This window comes from Leptospira andrefontaineae, assembly GCF_004770105.1.
GTDB lineage: Bacteria > Spirochaetota > Leptospiria > Leptospirales > Leptospiraceae > Leptospira_B > Leptospira_B andrefontaineae.
On record NZ_RQEY01000018.1, the window covers coordinates 1 to 17,226 of the forward strand.

At 40.9% G+C, this 17,226-nt stretch carries 11 protein-coding genes; 10 read left to right on the forward strand and 1 reads right to left on the reverse strand.

Going from position 1 to position 17,226, the window contains the following annotated elements:
• Nucleotides 1-227: 227 nt before the first annotated feature.
• From EHO65_RS11725 to EHO65_RS11770, 10 genes are all read left to right on the forward strand, one after another.
• On the forward strand, nt 228-824 hold the full coding sequence (locus tag EHO65_RS11725) for an NADPH-dependent FMN reductase (protein WP_135774521.1): 597 nt from the start codon (nt 228-230) through the stop codon (nt 822-824).
• 15 nt (nt 825-839) lie between these two features.
• Nucleotides 840-2,096, forward strand: a complete 1,257-nt coding sequence (locus EHO65_RS11730) for an MFS transporter (RefSeq protein WP_135774522.1) — start codon at nt 840-842, stop codon at nt 2,094-2,096.
• Nucleotides 2,097-2,137: 41 nt separating this feature from the next.
• Nucleotides 2,138-2,530, forward strand: a complete 393-nt coding sequence (locus EHO65_RS11735) for an OsmC family protein (RefSeq protein ID WP_135774523.1) — start codon at nt 2,138-2,140, stop codon at nt 2,528-2,530.
• Between the two features lie 91 nt (nt 2,531-2,621).
• Entirely contained in the window at nt 2,622-3,770 is a 1,149-nt protein-coding gene (locus tag EHO65_RS11740; protein WP_135774525.1) for a hypothetical protein, read from the forward strand.
• Nucleotides 3,771-3,892: 122 nt separating this feature from the next.
• Nucleotides 3,893-5,251: a GAF domain-containing sensor histidine kinase gene (locus EHO65_RS11745; RefSeq protein WP_135774527.1), complete on the forward strand. Its 1,359-nt coding sequence runs from the start codon at nt 3,893-3,895 to the stop codon at nt 5,249-5,251.
• Nucleotides 5,248-5,880, forward strand: a complete 633-nt coding sequence (locus tag EHO65_RS11750; protein WP_135774529.1) for a response regulator — start codon at nt 5,248-5,250, stop codon at nt 5,878-5,880. Before EHO65_RS11745 ends, EHO65_RS11750 begins: the two co-directional genes overlap by 4 nt.
• A 194-nt stretch (nt 5,881-6,074) precedes the next feature.
• Nucleotides 6,075-12,401, forward strand: a complete 6,327-nt coding sequence (locus tag EHO65_RS11755; protein ID WP_135774530.1) for a hybrid sensor histidine kinase/response regulator — start codon at nt 6,075-6,077, stop codon at nt 12,399-12,401.
• Between the two features lie 5 nt (nt 12,402-12,406).
• The gene (locus tag EHO65_RS11760) at nt 12,407-13,582 is read left to right on the forward strand and encodes a sensor histidine kinase (protein ID WP_244243519.1); all 1,176 of its coding nucleotides are present in this window, start codon (nt 12,407-12,409) and stop codon (nt 13,580-13,582) included.
• Nucleotides 13,579-14,058, forward strand: a complete 480-nt coding sequence (locus EHO65_RS11765) for a response regulator (RefSeq protein ID WP_135774532.1) — start codon at nt 13,579-13,581, stop codon at nt 14,056-14,058. The genes EHO65_RS11760 and EHO65_RS11765 overlap by 4 nt, the downstream gene beginning before the upstream one ends.
• A 59-nt stretch (nt 14,059-14,117) precedes the next feature.
• Nucleotides 14,118-14,879 (forward strand): response regulator, encoded by a 762-nt coding sequence (locus EHO65_RS11770; RefSeq protein ID WP_135774534.1) that lies wholly within the window; start codon nt 14,118-14,120, stop codon nt 14,877-14,879.
• A 4-nt stretch (nt 14,880-14,883) separates the two neighbouring features.
• Here EHO65_RS11770 and EHO65_RS11775 read toward each other — a convergent pair whose 3' ends face one another.
• Entirely contained in the window at nt 14,884-17,034 is a 2,151-nt protein-coding gene (locus tag EHO65_RS11775) for a TonB-dependent receptor (RefSeq protein ID WP_135774536.1), read from the reverse strand.
• Nucleotides 17,035-17,226: the final 192 nt, after the last annotated feature.

Consider the following 17,226-nt stretch of genomic DNA (forward strand, 5'->3'; position numbering starts at 1 on the left):
TTGGATACTTGACCGATACTTAAAAATTCGTCCTTATCCACTACATTCTCCAAAATCTAAACTTAAAGTGAACTTTAAGTATGAATTTTATCCAAACAGCATTCTAAGCACAAACATTTTCGAATTTTTTCCGGAAAAATCATAAAAAAACTTATCCAGGCTCTTTACTTCAAGTTCACTTTAACTTGTAGAATATGCTTACCGAAATAAAGTAAGGGTGTTCTATAATGTTATTAGAAAAGATCAGCACCGGCTCTAGCCTCCGATTAGGAATTATACTAGCGAGTACCAGAAAAGGAAGATTCGGAGAAACTGTCGCAAAATGGTTCGAAGAGATCTCTAGACAAGATTACAGATTTGATACGGATTTAATCGATCTTTCTGAATTTTCTTTACCTTGGGACATGTCGAAGGATATGGACTCGGACCTTCCTTTATTCTCGGAAAGAATAGCAGAAGCGGATGCTTTTGTAGTAATTACACCGGAGTATAACCACGGATATCCTGCTTATTTAAAGTTGGCAATTGACTCACTTCATGAAGAGTGGAATGCAAAGCCTCTTGGATTTGTTTCCTATGGAGGAAGTTCCGGCGGTTTAAGAGCGGTAGAACAACTTCGCAATGTATTTGCAGAATTGAGGATGACTACCATTCGAGACTGTGTTAGTTTTCATTGGGCTCATGCCAGGTTCCATAACGGAAGACCTACAGAGGAATTTCGTTATGCATCTTCGGCTGAGAAATTATTGAATGAATTGTATTGGTGGGGAAACGTTTTGAAACAAGCTAGAATGAATTTCCCACAATCCGTTCTTAGGTCCTGATTTTAAGGAATAAATATGAAATTTACGTTTAGTAAATACCAAATCTTTGTAGTCGCCTTATTGGCATTTATCCAATTCACAGTGGTTCTTGATTTTATGATCTTATCTCCATTAGGAGTTCAGGTCATGGAGCAACTAAAAATATCCACAACCAAGTTTGGACTGGTAGTTTCTGCTTATGCATTTAGCGCAGGGATTTCCGGGATCTTGGCTGCCGGTTTTGCAGACAGATTCGATCGTAAAAAGATGCTTCTATTCTTTTATAGCGGTTTCGTTTTAGGAACTGTTCTTTGTGGGATCGCACCAAATTACGAATTTCTACTATTTGCAAGGATAGTAACCGGCCTTTTCGGTGGAGTAATCGCTTCTATCAGTTTCGCGATCATTGCGGATCTATTTCCTATGGAAGCCAGAGGAAGAGTGATGGGGCTTGTGATGACTGCATTTGCCGCTAGCCAAGTTTTCGGTCTTCCGATCGGTGTGTTCTTTTCCAACATTTGGGGATGGCAGTCTCCTTTCTGGATGATCGCTCTCATTAGTGGTCTTGTGGGAGTAGGGGCGTTATTTAAGTTGGAGCCGATCGTTTCTCATTTGGGTGAAAAAACGGAGAATAAAGCGATCAAACACTTGCTTGTAACTGCGGGAAATTCAAATTATCTTCCTGGATTTTTAGCTACAATGCTTCTCGCGACCGGTGGATATATGCTTATGCCTTTCGGTTCTGCATTCAGTGTTCATAATTTAGGAATTACTTTAGAAGATCTTCCTTTAGTTTATTTTGTGACTGGGGTTGTAAGTATGGCTGCCGGTCCTTTGATCGGTAGAGCGGCAGACAAATTCGGAAAATATCCTATATTCTTGATTTCTTCTCTAATTGCTTGCGGGATACTTTTTTATTACACCGCAATGGGGATTACTCCTCTTTGGTTTGTAATATTGATCAACTCTGCGTTATTCGTAGTGATTACTGGTAGAGTAATATCTGCCCAAGCATTAAATTCTGCGATGCCTGAACTGAGAGACCGAGGTGCCTATATGGCGATTAGTTCCTCTCTGCAGCAGTTATCCGGAGGGATTGCTTCTTATGCGGCGGGATTGATCGTGGTCCAAACTCCAAGCGGATATATCCAAGGTTATCCAAACCTGGGTTACGTTGTGATTGTGGCTATTTTGATCACTGTAGCGATCATGTATAAGGTAAATGAATACGTTTCCTCTAAACATCCTGCACCTGTAAAAAGTGCCGAAACTGAATTGGTCTCGGAAACTTAAAAGATTGCATTTAATTCCGGAATACTGATCCTTCTTACTTTATGAGCGACATAGAAGTAACCGTACTCAGTACTCCGGAAAATTATAAAACAATCCTTCGTAGCAAAAATCACGATGTCATTGCCGACGAATCAAAAGAAGATGGGGGAGGAGATCTGGGACCTTCTCCACATGAGTTCCTTCTTCTTTCCTTGGGAGCTTGTACAGATATCACTATCAGAATGTATGCTCAAAGAAAGAAGATGGATCTGAAGGAAGTGATCGTAGAACTGAACCTCACTAAAGGAACAGACCATACTGAGATCCAAAGAATTGTAAAATTAGAAGGGAATTTGAGCGAGCAGGAAAGAGAAAGACTTTTGCAGGTTGCAAATGCTTGTCCAGTCCACAAAACTCTGACCCATCCAATCCAGATAGAGACTAAACTGGGTTAAAATAAAATTTTTCCAAGCCTTCTTAAACCCTGTTTCCGGAAACGAAGGTGCGGAAAACCAGGTCCAATCAATCGAAAAGCCTTTCGATTCCATGAAATTTACCATCTCTAAACTTCTATACTTCTTCTTATTTTTAAACTTCTCATTTTTAATTTCCTGTCTTTCGTCCGTAAAAGATCCAAAAGACGAGTTTGTATATGTACAAAACATACAAGGCAAAACGGAAGAAGAATTAGAATTAAACGCGAAACGTAAAATTTTAGAGAATGGACTGGGGGAATTTGTCCAAGGAACTTCTCAAGTTATAAACGGCAAATTAAAGGAGACTATCGTAAATTCTTCCGTAGAAGGATTTGTATTAGAATATTCTAAAATTGGTCCCACTCGAAAATCGGCTAGCGGCCTTTTGGAAATAGATGCCAAAGGGAAAGTGAACCAAAAAGCAGTCCAAGATGCTTTGAAAGAAAGATACAAGGATTTGGGAAAACCTAAATTTTTAGTATTTATTGAAGAGAGAATATTCGGAAAACAAAATATAAGGGAGAAGGTTGGGATCACTGAAAACGAGATTATACGAGTTTTCTCGGATTTCGACTTTTTAGATAAGAAACAATTCTATCGTGTTCTTTTTAAAGAGGGAAAAAAGGACCTTGGTACTTTTTCGGAAAATTCCTTTGAAGATAAAATATTATCTTTGGCTTCCGAATCGGATGCTCAGATTTTGCTCGTGGGTCAAACAGAGGTCACTGATCTGGGAAGGATAGAAGATACGGGACTTCATTCTTACCAATCCGTTCTTAGATTCAAAATTTTCGACGTGAATACTGCTCGTATCATCGCAGCAGATAATTCTTCCGGGGTTTCTCCTCATATCAATCCGAATACAGGTATCCAAGAATCCATAAAAAGATCAGTGGAAAAAGCTTATCCTAAAATAAAAGAGCAGATCTCTGATAAATGGAAACCTGGGAATCTGATCCGTATCAAAATAGAAGGATTGAGTTACGATGATTATATAGATAAGGATGTGCAAGGGATTATACGAACCATCCAAGGAGTCAATCGTGTGTCTGAAACTTCCGGTTCTGATCCGAATAAAGGAATTGTTTTAGAAATAGAAGCGTTATATAACGGCGGAGCTCTATATCAAAAATTAAGGGAAAGGAAAGAAGATTTCGGTCTGGAATTTTCGGGGAAAGAGATAAAGTCCACTTATATCCATTTATTCTTTAAAAAATAGGAATATTCTCCAATATTTATATCAATACTACTTTTGATCTAATGTATTACTATTTTATTTTTCTGCGTTGTTAGGTGAAAAAACGGATTGAAAGATAAAATTTTTAATTAGATAATCGCGGGGTGCAAGGCTTTTCGAATATCGACCAAGAGCCGAGTTACGGTTCCTTCTCTGAACCTTTTCCTCGCGAATCCGAAGGATTTTCTGCGGAAGATCCTATTGATAGATCCAATCAAGAAGACCAAAACACAAAAGACGAACTCTTAAAAAAGATATCGGTTTTAAATCTTCTGCAACAGGTGGCTACTGCTGCAAACGAAGCAAATGATGTGGAATCAGTGCTTCAATTTTCTGTAGATAGGATCTGTGTGATTGCAGATTGGAAATTAGGTCTCGTATGTTTAGTATTAGAAGAATCTGAAAGACCAGAATATTCTTCCATCTCCTTCTCAAGGGAAGAAAAATTCCTAAAAGAGTTTAGGAATTTATTAAGAACCAAATCCAAAAAACAAGAATCTATTCTTACTGAAAAAGTTAGGAGCGTTAGGAAACCGATACTACTCGAGAATTATCCTTCTTATTTAAAAGGAGATATAAAAGAACTTTCGTTGAAAGCAGGTATCAAAGAAGCGATTGGAATTCCAATTTTAGTAAAAGAAAACCTAGTTGGCGTTTTGGAATTTTATTCCGGAAATGAATCTACTGACCCTTCTTTTTTCGAAGCCGTTTCTCATATTAGCTCTCAGATAGGTAGGGTATTTGAAAGAAGGGAGGCGGAAAATCATCTCAAAACCTCCGGAGAACAATTAAGAGCATTATCTGCAAGATTACAGGAGGTCCGAGAGGAAGAAAGACTCTTGATTGCGAGAGAGGTCCACGATGAGTTAGGGCAATTATTAACTGTTCTTAAAATAGATCTTACATTATTAAAAAATAATTTTCAAAAATCAAAAGTTTCCGATTCAAAATTAGTATCCGAACTTCTATCCATGATCAAGGTTGCCGACTCAGGAATTGAATCTGTACAGAGGATCGCCACAGAGCTTAGACCCTTGATTTTAGAGGATTTGGGGCTTTTGGAAGGAATAGAATGGTATGCTAAAGATTTCGAGAAAAGATCGGGAATTCGCTGCGAAATCAAGATCCCTGCAGGAATTCTACCTTTAGAAAAAGACCCATCTATCGCATTATTCCGCATTTTCCAAGAAGCATTGACTAACGCAGCAAGGCACTCCAAGGCAAGTTTTATCCAGGTTTCCTGCTTGGAAGAAGGCAGATTTCTCATTCTAAAGATCCAAGACAATGGACTAGGAATTGATCCTAAAAAAATAGCCCAATCCAAATCTCTCGGATTGATCGGAATGAGAGAAAGAGCAGTCGTGCTTGGTGGAGAAGTTTCCATCACAGGCGAATTAGAAAAAGGCACAAGTGTGATCGTAAAAATACCAATCTCAAATCAAAATAAGGAGGATTTCTTATGATTTCCACATTGATTGCTGATGATCATTTATTGATCCGAGAAGGTTTAAGGAAGATCTTATCGGAAGAGGAGGATATAGAGATCGTTTACGAGGCGGAAAACGGACAACAGGTTTTGGATTATCTTGCAAGTCAATCCGTGCAAGTGCTGATCCTGGATATCAATATGCCTTTGATGAGTGGTTTGGATATATTAAAATATGTTCATAAACTTTCTCCTGATACACGGGTTCTGATCTTAAGTATGTATCCGGAAGATAGATTTGCAGTGCGTGCTTTGAAAGCTGGGGCATCCGGTTATATCACTAAGGCAAGTGCCGGAGATGAACTTATCTCCGCAGTTCGTAAGGTGATAGAAGGTGCTAGATATATTAGTCCGGAAGCAACTGAGATGTTAGTAAGAGAACTTTCTAAACCAACGGATAGGCTTCCTCATGAAACTCTTTCGGAAAGGGAATTTCAGATACTTATGCTTTTGGTGAAAGGTAAGAATGTTCGATCTATTTCCGAAGACCTTGGTTTAAGTGTGAATACAGTAAACACATATAGAGCTAGGATTTTTGAGAAGATGAGTTTGAAGTCCACACAAGAACTTGTTCGTTACGCTTACGATCATAAACTTTTGGAATAATTTACAAGATTAGGAGCAACTTGTTTTTGTAATATTTGTAAGTCTCTGTCACATTTCTTGTGACAGAAAAATTCTTCGTTTAACTTAGTCCGTACGATCTATTTATGAAATAATTTTTGTTGTTATTCCCTGTATTTTACGTCATCATTCTCCTTTGTGCTCATTAACCTTTTATTATAGGTTTAGGTCCTACCATGAAGAATGCCCCAACAATAGATCCCAAACAAGATAAAGATTCTATCAATCCAAAACAATTATTGGAAGTTCTTACTTCGTTTAAGCGAGGGGACTTCTCTAAACGAATGCCTTTGGACCAAGTAGGGATCGCAGGTAAGATCTCAGACTTAATAAACGATATCATGGACCAAAACGATAGAATGGTCAAAGAGTTTGAAAGGATCAGTAATGAAGTTGGACAAGAAGGAAAAATTTCTCAAAGGGTGAGCGGGATTTCTTCTACGGGTTCTTGGGGAACTTGTATGAATTCTATCAACTCTCTCATTGGAAATTTGGTACAGCCAAATACGGAAGTGATGAGGGTGATCGGTGCAGTGGCAGGCGGGGACCTTTCTCAAAATATGTCTTTGGAAATAGAGGGAAGACCTCTTAAAGGAGAATTTTTTAGAACTGCAAAGATCGTAAACATCATGGTGGACCAGTTGAACTCATTCGCTTCGGAGGTGACCCGGGTTGCAAAAGAGGTAGGAACAGAAGGAAAGCTTGGTGGTCAAGCGGACGTTCGAGGAGTAGCAGGAACCTGGAAAGACTTAACGGATAGTGTGAACTCCATGGCGTCTAACTTAACCGGTCAGGTGCGTGATATTGCGGAAGTTACCAAAGCGGTTGCGACAGGTGACTTGTCCAAGAAGATCACAGTGGACGTTAAAGGAGAGATCCTTGAACTTAAAAACACAATCAACACGATGGTGGACCAGTTAAACTCATTCGCTTCCGAGGTAACCAGGGTTGCTCGAGAAGTGGGAACAGAAGGTAAGCTTGGTGGTCAAGCAGACGTTCGAGGAGTTGCAGGAACTTGGAAAGACTTAACGGATAGTGTGAACTCGATGGCCTCCAACCTTACAGGCCAGGTTCGTAATATTGCCGAAGTTACTACAGCGGTAGCTCGAGGTGACTTATCTAAGAAGATCACAGTGGATGTTAAGGGAGAGATCATAGAAATTAAAAAAACAATAAACACGATGGTGGACCAGTTAAACTCATTCGCTTCCGAGGTAACGAGGGTTGCTCGAGAAGTGGGAACTGAAGGAGAGCTTGGTGGTCAAGCAGACGTTCGAGGAGTAGCCGGAACCTGGAAAGACTTAACGGATAGTGTGAACTCGATGGCCTCCAACCTTACAGGCCAGGTTCGTAATATTGCCGAAGTTACTACAGCGGTAGCTCGTGGTGACTTATCTAAGAAGATCACAGTGGATGTTAAGGGAGAGATCTTAGAATTAAAAGATACCATTAACACGATGGTGGACCAGTTAAACTCATTCGCTTCCGAGGTAACCAGGGTTGCCCGAGAGGTAGGAACTGAAGGAGCATTAGGTGGTCAGGCAGATGTGCAGGGTGTTGCGGGGACTTGGAAAGACTTAACAGATAGTGTGAACTCGATGGCTTCCAACCTTACAGGTCAGGTTCGTAATATTGCCGAAGTTACTACAGCAGTTGCTCGAGGCGACTTATCCAAGAAGATCACAGTGGATGTTAAGGGAGAGATCCTAGAACTAAAGGATACCATTAACACGATGGTGGACCAGTTGAACTCATTCGCTTCCGAGGTAACGAGGGTTGCTCGAGAAGTGGGAACGGAAGGAAAACTTGGTGGTCAGGCGGATGTGCAGGGTGTAGCGGGAACTTGGAAAGACTTAACGGATAGTGTGAACTCGATGGCTTCCAACCTTACAGGTCAGGTTCGTAATATTGCCGAAGTTACTACAGCGGTTGCAACAGGTGACTTATCCAAGAAGATCACAGTGGATGTTAAGGGAGAGATCTTAGAGTTAAAAGATACCATTAACACGATGGTGGACCAGTTGAACTCATTCGCTTCCGAGGTAACCAGGGTTGCTCGAGAAGTGGGAACAGAAGGTAAACTTGGTGGTCAAGCAAACGTTCGAGGAGTAGCGGGGACTTGGAAGGACTTAACAGATAGTGTGAACTCCATGGCTTCCAACCTTACGGGTCAGGTTCGTAATATTGCCGAAGTTACTACAGCGGTTGCAACAGGTGACTTATCCAAGAAGATCACAGTGGATGTTAAGGGAGAGATCCTAGAACTTAAAAACACAATCAACACGATGGTGGATCAGCTGAACTCATTCGCTTCGGAGGTGACCCGGGTTGCAAGAGAGGTGGGTGCAGAAGGTAAACTGGGTGGACAGGCTGACGTTCGAGGAGTTGCAGGAACCTGGAAGGACTTAACGGATAGTGTGAACTTCATGGCCGGTAACTTAACCGGTCAGGTGCGTGATATTGCAGAAGTTACCAAGGCGGTTGCGACAGGTGACTTGTCCAAGAAAATCACAGTGGATGTTAAGGGAGAGATCCTAGAACTCAAAAACACAATCAACACGATGGTGGATCAGTTGAACTCATTCGCTTCCGAGGTGACCCGGGTTGCAAAAGAGGTAGGAACGGAAGGTAAACTGGGTGGACAGGCAGACGTTCGAGGAGTTGCAGGAACCTGGAAAGACTTAACGGATAGTGTGAACTCGATGGCCTCCAACCTTACAGGCCAGGTTCGTAATATTGCAGAAGTTACTACAGCGGTAGCTCGAGGTGACTTATCCAAGAAGATCACAGTGGATGTTAAGGGAGAGATCTTAGAGCTCAAGGATACCATTAACACGATGGTGGACCAGTTAAACTCATTCGCTTCCGAGGTAACGAGGGTTGCCCGAGAGGTGGGAACGGAAGGAGAGCTTGGTGGTCAGGCAGATGTTCGAGGAGTAGCGGGGACTTGGAAAGACTTAACAGACAGTGTGAACTCGATGGCTTCCAACCTTACAGGCCAGGTTCGTAATATTGCCGAAGTTACTACAGCGGTAGCTCGAGGTGACTTATCCAAGAAGATCACAGTGGATGTTAAGGGAGAGATCTTAGAATTAAAAGATACTATTAACACGATGGTGGACCAGTTGAACTCATTCGCTTCCGAGGTAACGAGGGTTGCAAGAGAGGTAGGTACAGAAGGTAAACTGGGTGGTCAGGCAAATGTGCAAGGGGTCGCAGGTATCTGGAAAGACTTAACAGATAGTGTGAACTTTATGGCAAATAATCTCACCACTCAGGTAAGGGGTATCGCTAAGGTCGTAACCTCGGTTGCGAATGGAGACTTAAAGAAAAAGTTATATTTAGAAGCAAAAGGAGAGATCGCAGAACTCTCGGATACGATCAACGATATGATAGATACCTTAGGACTTTTCGGAGACCAGGTAACTACAGTTGCAAAAGAAGTAGGTATCGAAGGAAGATTAGGAGGCCAAGCAAGTGTGCCTGGTGCTGCCGGTCTTTGGAGAAACCTTACGGATAACGTGAACCAGCTTGCTTCCAACTTGACTACTCAGGTAAGGGCGATTGCAGAAGTGGCAACTGGTGTGACCAAGGGAGATCTATCTCGAACAGTTACTATCCAGGCTGCAGGTGAGGTGGCTGCCTTATCCGATAACATCAACGAAATGATCCGAAACTTGAGAGAGACTACTCGGATCAACACGGAGCAAGACTGGTTAAAAACAAACCTTGCGAAATTCACAAGACTATTACAGGGGCAAAGGAATTTAGTTAACGTAAGTAAACTTATATTATCCGAACTTGCACCGCTTGTTTCCGCACAACATGGAGCATTCTTCATAACGGAAAACGTAGAAGAAGGCCCATTACTTAAACTACTTGTAAGTTATGCTTACCAAGAAAGGAAAAATGTATCCAATCGTTTCTACCCGGGAGAAGGTCTGATAGGCCAATGTTTCCTGGAAAAAGAAAGGATACTTGTTACTCAAGTCCCTTCCAGTTATATCATGATCAATTCGGCTTTGGGAGAAGCTCCTCCTATAAATATAGTCGTCTTACCAGTGTTATTCGAAGGAGAAGTTAAAGCGGTAATTGAACTTGCTTCCTTCTCCAATTTCACTCCGATCCATTTGAACTTCTTGGATCAGTTGACTGAAAGTATCGGGATCGTATTGAACACGATTGCGGCAGGTATGAGAACGGAAGAACTTCTGATCCAATCCCAAACTCTGACAGAAGAGTTACAAGGACGACAAGAAGAATTGACCAATACAAACCAACGATTGGAAGAACAAGCCAAATCCTTGAAGGCTTCCGAGGATATGCTCAAGGACCAAAGGGAGGAGTTGCAGGAAAAGAACGAAGAGTTGGAAGAAAAAGCAAGATTACTCGCCAAAAAGAACAGCGAGGTGGAAAGGAAGAACAGAGAGGTAGAACAGGCAAGACATTCATTGGAAGAAAAAGCTCGCCAGCTCGCTCTCACTTCCAGATACAAATCTGAGTTCTTAGCAAACATGTCCCACGAGTTAAGAACTCCTTTGAACAATATGCTGATCCTCTCTCGTTTATTGTATGATAACGAAAGTAAAAATTTATCTGAAAAACAAACTGAATATGCAAAAACAATCCATAGTTCCGGAAATGATCTATTGCAGTTGATCAATGATATATTAGATCTTTCTAAAATTGAATCCGGTAAGATGAGTGTGGATCTGGATTCGGTTTCTATAGAAGAGTTAGGAGGATATTTGGATCGTTCCTTTAGGGAGACTGCAAGGAATAAGGATCTAAAATTCCAAGTAGAAATAGATTCCGAACTTCCTTCCAGGATCACTACCGACTTGCAGAGATTGCAGCAGATCCTCCAAAACCTTCTATCAAACGCATTCAAATTTACTCATAAAGGTGGAGTAAAATTGAGAATAGAATCATCCCCCGGCGGCTGGAGTAAGGATCATAAGATCCTAAGCCAAGCGGGAGGTGTGATCGCATTCTCTGTGATAGACACAGGTATTGGAATTTCTTCAGAGAAGCAGGGACTGATCTTTGAAGCATTCCGACAAGCTGACGGTAGTACAAGTAGGAAATACGGAGGAACAGGTCTCGGACTTTCCATTAGTAAAGAGATTACTCGTATCTTAGGTGGAGAGTTGAAACTTGAAAGTGAACCGGAAGTAGGAAGTAAGTTCACCTTATACCTTCCATTAGATTATATCCAGGTGGAAGAAAATCCAATCGAACCTGATTCAATCAAATGGTCTGAAAATCCGGACAATGATTATTCCGGTTCGAGTGATTCCTATGTAAGAAGTAAGATCAAAGCAACTCGAAGAGTTCTGGAAGATGAAACTCAAAACGAATCCAAAGAAAAGGTTTTGATCATAGAAGAAGATGAGACATTCGCGAAATCACTCTTAGAGATCGCTAAAAGTAACGGTTTTAAAGGAACGGTTGCGTTGGATGGAAAAAGTGGGATCTCTGCATTACAGGAATCCTCTTTTAATGCTGTCTTGTTGGACGTCCAACTCTCGGATATGGATGGAAGTTTGATCCTGAATTGGCTGAAACGAAATCCTAAGCTTAGACAACTTCCGGTTCATGTTCTTTCTGGAGAGAATGATTGGAGAAGAAGTTTGGAAATAGGAGCGATCTCTCATTTAAGAAAGCCTGTAGGAATAGAATCCTTAAACGAGGCATTCGAGAAGATCAAAACCTATCTGCATAAAACGGACAAAACACTTTATGTTTGTGGAATAGAGAAAGAACACTCCGAATTCCTAAAGGACAAACTTACTAGTAAGGATCTGATATTCAAGAGTTTAGAGTCTGGCCAGGAACTTTTGGAAATTCTGCAAAAAGAGATCCCTGATTGTATTTTGATAGGGAACGAATTTAAGGATATGTCAGCTTCAGACCTGGTTTCCAGGATATCACTATTGGATCCTGAAAGGACATTGATACTTTTTTATTCTGATGAGCAGAATGGACCGGAAAGTTTTCAGAAACTTCTGTCCTTTAATGGTTCGAATATTCTGAAATTTGTAAATTCTCGTGCGACTTCTTTGGAAGAGATCAAGATCCATTTACACGAACCGGAATCTAACTCTAAGTCTGGCGATGCTTATTCATTAGAAGGTCATAAGGTCCTGATCGTGGATGACGATGTAAGGAATATATTTGCATTAACGAGTATGTTGGAATTACATAAAATGCAAATTCATTATGCGGAGAGTGCGTTAGACGGAATTAAAATTTTGGAAAAAAATCAAGACATAGAGATCGTTCTCATGGATGTCATGATGCCTGATATGGACGGATACGAGGCAATGAAAGTGATCCGGTCTAAAGCTGAATTTGTAAATCTCCCTATTTTAGCGCTTACGGCAAAAGCGATGAAAGGAGATCGGGAAAAATGTATAGAAGCCGGCGCAACTGAATATATAACAAAGCCGGTTAGTGTGGACCATTTGCTTTCTCTTCTTAGGGTGTTGTTGTGCAGGTAGAAGATATGGAACAACCAATGAAAGTGAGTATCTTGCTAGTAGATGACCATGCAGATAATCTGCAGGTGATGGAGCATATTCTCAGAAGTCCTGAGTTGAACTTGATCAAAGCGGGTTCTGGAGAAGAAGCATTGAAGGCGCTTCTGGATGAACCGGACGAAGTTGCTTTGATCTTCATGGATGTAAGAATGCCCGGAATGGATGGCTTCGAAGCTGCAGCATTGATCCGCCAAAGGGAAAAATGTGCGAAAATACCGATCATCTTTCTCACTGCTTATGCAAATAACGAAACCGGAATGTTCAAAGGATATTCTTTGGGGGCAGTGGACTTCTTGGTGAAACCTACTGCACCTGAGATACTTAGATCTAAGGCTTCGGTGTTCGTCGAACTACATAAGAAAAACAAAATATTAAGGATCCAAGAGGAACTTCTTCGGCAAAGTCATGACGAATTGGAGATACGTGTAGAAGAAAGGACTTTCGAACTGCATAGAGTTAATAACGAATTGATGACTGAAATTGCAGAAAGGAAAAGAGCGGAAGAAGCATTAACCGCTTCCTTAAAAGAAAAGGAAGTCTTGCTTAGGGAAATTCATCATAGGGTTAAGAATAATCTCCAGATCGTTTCCAGTATCCTTAGTCTGCAAGGTAACTATATAACTGATCGTAAGTCCTTGGAAATGTTCCAAGATTGTCAGTCAAGGATCAAGTCTATAGCTCTCATTCATGAGTTGTTATACCAAAATGAAGATCTGGCTCATACCGATTTTCAGGAATACCTTAACAGTTTGGTTACCAACCTTCTAAGGACCTATAGGGTAAATTCAAGGATCAAGTTCGAAATACATGCGGAATCAGTTCATCTAACACTCGATACAGCAATTCATTGTGGCTTGATTGTGACTGAGCTTGTCACAAATTCATTGAAATACGGATTTAGGGATAGGGATGAGGGGACGATCCAAATTTCCATTACAGCTAAATATGAAGAGTATTCTTTGACTGTGGAAGATGATGGGGTAGGCTTTCCGGAAGAAATTGACTATCGACAAACTGATTCTTTGGGTTTACAATTAGTTAATACTTTGACCCAGCAAATAGACGGAAGTTTGATCTTGGATCGGAGCAAGGGGACTAAGTTCACCTTAGTCTTTCGAGAAAGGAGCAAAGTCCGAAAATGATCTCCAGCGAAGCAAAAATATTGATCGTAGAAGATGAGAGTATCGTAGCCAAAGATATACTTAGCAAATTGTCCGATCTAGGTTATGATTTTGTAAGTATCGCTTCTACAGGGAATGAAGCATTAAAAAAAGTTTATTTAGACAAACCGGACCTTCTGCTCATGGATATTATGTTGTCCAGAGGGAATTACGATGGAATAGAAACAGTCCAGGAAATTTTGGATAAGATGGATCTGCCGGTGATCTACCTTACTGCTTATGCGGACGAATCTACTCTTGTTCGTAGTAAACCTACGAGGCCATACGGTTATCTTCTTAAACCTTTTCAGACGAGGGAATTGCAGATAGCGATAGAGATTGCTCTGAACAAACACGGGATAGATAAGAAAAGAAAAAGAGAAAGAAGGAATATGTCAGCCATACTACATGGAGTAAAAGACCTGATCAAACCTTCTTCAGAAGGCGCGGAGGTATGACCCGGAAATATTTATAATAATATTTGAATTTAATAAATTTTGAATATTTCGGAGAAGAAATGAAAGACACAAGGATTTTGATCGTAGAAGACGAAGGGCTTGTTGCCCAGGATATCCGTCATAGACTGATAAGGATGGGGTATCCGGAACCTAGTATTGCAAATACAGGCGAGACCGCGGTCAAACAGGCAATTGCGCTCCAGCCTGATCTGATCCTGATCGATATTGTCCTTGCGAACGGATATTTGGATGGTATCGATGCTGCCAAAAGGATCCGAAAGTTTTTAGATGTTCCAATCGTATACATTACTGCTTCTTCCGATTCACAAACACTGACTAGAGCTAAATTAACGGAACCGAATGCGTATATTCTTAAACCTTTTCAAACGAGAGAACTTCAGATAGTCATCGAATTGATCCTTTATAAACATGAAGTTGAGAAGGAACTAATGGAGAAGGCGAGGCTAGTCTCTACGGAGCTTCGTAATATGCAAGAGGGGGTTATCGCTTTTGACTCCAAAGGGCAGATCTCTTTTATGAACTTATCTGCGGAGAAGCTCACTGGTTGGTTGGAATCTGATGCGATCGGAAAACTACTTGGTGATGTATTGAGTATGAAAAATCTTCCGGATATGGAAAGTTTTGAATTAGAGGATCATCTTGCAGAAAAAATCCCTTTGGAGACAGTCCCTTCCCATGGACTATTACTTTCTAAAAACGGACTTAGTACTGAAGTATTTACATTCATTAAATCAGTTCCTAAAAATAAGGAAGTGGACGTAGATCGTATCTTGGTAATACGAGACTACGTCAAAAAGTAGATCCTTAAAAAGAGGCCCTCACTGAAAGTCGTATCGATCTAGGCTGAGCAGGATGGGTATGAATATCATTATATCCTCCTTCGTTCGGGCCGACCGCTTCGTTCTTTAATCTGGAAGCATAATAATAATCGATATCGCTTACATGAGCATTCAATAAATTAAATACTTCAAAAACGATACTTAAGTCCTCTCCGAAATTCCTTCCGAACTGAAAATTTACCGTAGTTGTTGCCGGAGAACGAACAGAATTATCCTCGATCAAAGAGCGATTCCCGAAATATCTCACCCGGAGAGATCCGAAAAACCCATCAGGATTTTTTAACGTGATTCCCGATGCTAATGTATTACGGATAGATCCTGGAATATAATTCCCGGATGGATCATCATCTCTGAATCTGGATCTGGAAGTTGCAAAGTCCGCATCTATCATCAGCCAAGAATTATAAGAATAATAATTTGCCCATTCGAATCCCTTTCTTGTGCTGGGTCTACTTGCTTCGGTCGTTCCGTTGTCCCCTACGAAAAGAAGTTCTGAATTCATATCCAATTGCCAAACGGAGAATGTGGACTGCCAACCAGATATTGGTTCAGTTCTGAGCCCAACTTCTCCTCCTCTTGTTTGGACGAGAGGAACAGCGGGGTCAACCTTCTGGATTACTCCTCTTGCATCGTTACTATGGAATCCGTATCCTCCGCTTATATAAAATTCCGTTTTGCACCAAGGCCCTATGATAATACTTCCTTTGGGACTATAGATCCTTGCATTTCTTTCGGATCTTTCTTTGGTTCCCCAATCGTCTACGTTAAATTTATAATAATCTCCTCTAAGCCCTAGTACTGTCCTGAATTTTTTGGACCACTGTATCTTGTTTTCATAATACAGCCCTGAACTTAGCTGTATAATTCCGTCTTCTCTAACCGTTTCTAACCTAGCTCTTTTTTCAGTATGAAATAGACCGTTCTGGATATAATCCCTCCTAATTTGGAGTCCGATCGTATTTTCCATATGAATTCCCCAAAATTCACTGATATCCTTATAACTGGACTTGCTTCCAGCGATCGTTCTTCTATCTGCTTGTTCGTGCTGGTCTCCTCTTACTGGATCATCCAAATAATAAGTGAAGTTGGAGAATAATCGTAAATCGTAATATATTCCGTAAAATTGAGTTTTTGCCTCGTATCCTTTTTCCAGACGATGAGCTTCGAAATTAACACTTGCCCTATTTGACCATCCGCCATCGTTATGATCCACACTTTCGAATCTACTCAAACCCGAATCAGGAGCTAACCATGAATCTCCCATTCTAAGAGCTCTTTTAGGCGCCTGTCCTGTGGAATGCCAGCTCCCTTTATAGCCCATAAGACTGATACTAAATCCTTTTTGTTTATCTCCTACCGAATAACTTGTTACACCATTCACTCTTCTGAAATTGTCAGAAATTGTCCAAGGGCCGTCATTATGAGAAGCCTCGAATGCGTATAAAAGATCTCCAGGTCCGACTTTATGAGATTTTGCGATTAGTGTCCGCGCGTAACCTAAGGTTCCACCTTCCACATTGGCTATACCTTTTGTTAAACTTTTAAAATAAGAAATATTGAATGCACCAGCTGAAGCAAAATCTCCTTGGTCTGCGTAATACACTCCTTTTTTGTATTGCATTTGTTCCACAAGTTCTGGAATAAGAAAGTTTAGGTCCGTGTAACCCTGTCCATGAGCATGACTAACGTTATTGACGGGCATTCCTTCCACATTGGAGGCAAGATCGGTTCCGTGATCCAAATTGAAACCTCTTAGGAAGAACTGGTTTGCTTTGCCTCCACCGCTATGTTGGGTTACAATCACTCCTGGGATTAGCTCCGCAACTTCTCCCTGCCTCATAATAGGTCTTGTTTTAATTTGATCGGAACCTACCACACCTTCACTTGCAGAGGAAGCGATCCCTATTAAGTTGGATCTTCTGTCTCTGATCACGATTGCATCCGGTTTGTATTCAGAGATCTTTTTCTTAAGCTCTAATTTTTCTGTTTCCGTTCTTTCTTTTCCGTTAGTCGGCTTTGTTTCCTGATCCTGAGAAAGGATAGGGGAGAAGACCGCGCATATAAAGTACGGTATGGATATGCCTATAACAGCAATCCGAAGAATGTTTTGCCTCATTTTTTCGTCCGTTTTCTTTGGAAAACTTCCGAAACAAAGATAAGCTAACGAATGTTAGTCTAATTTATGTCAAAATGCGAATATATAAATATTCTAATGTACAAAATTAGGAATTTACCCTGGTTTGCGGGAGCCCCGATTTTTAACTTCCGGGGCCCTTCGCGAATGCACGGACGTGCTTGGCGAGAATGC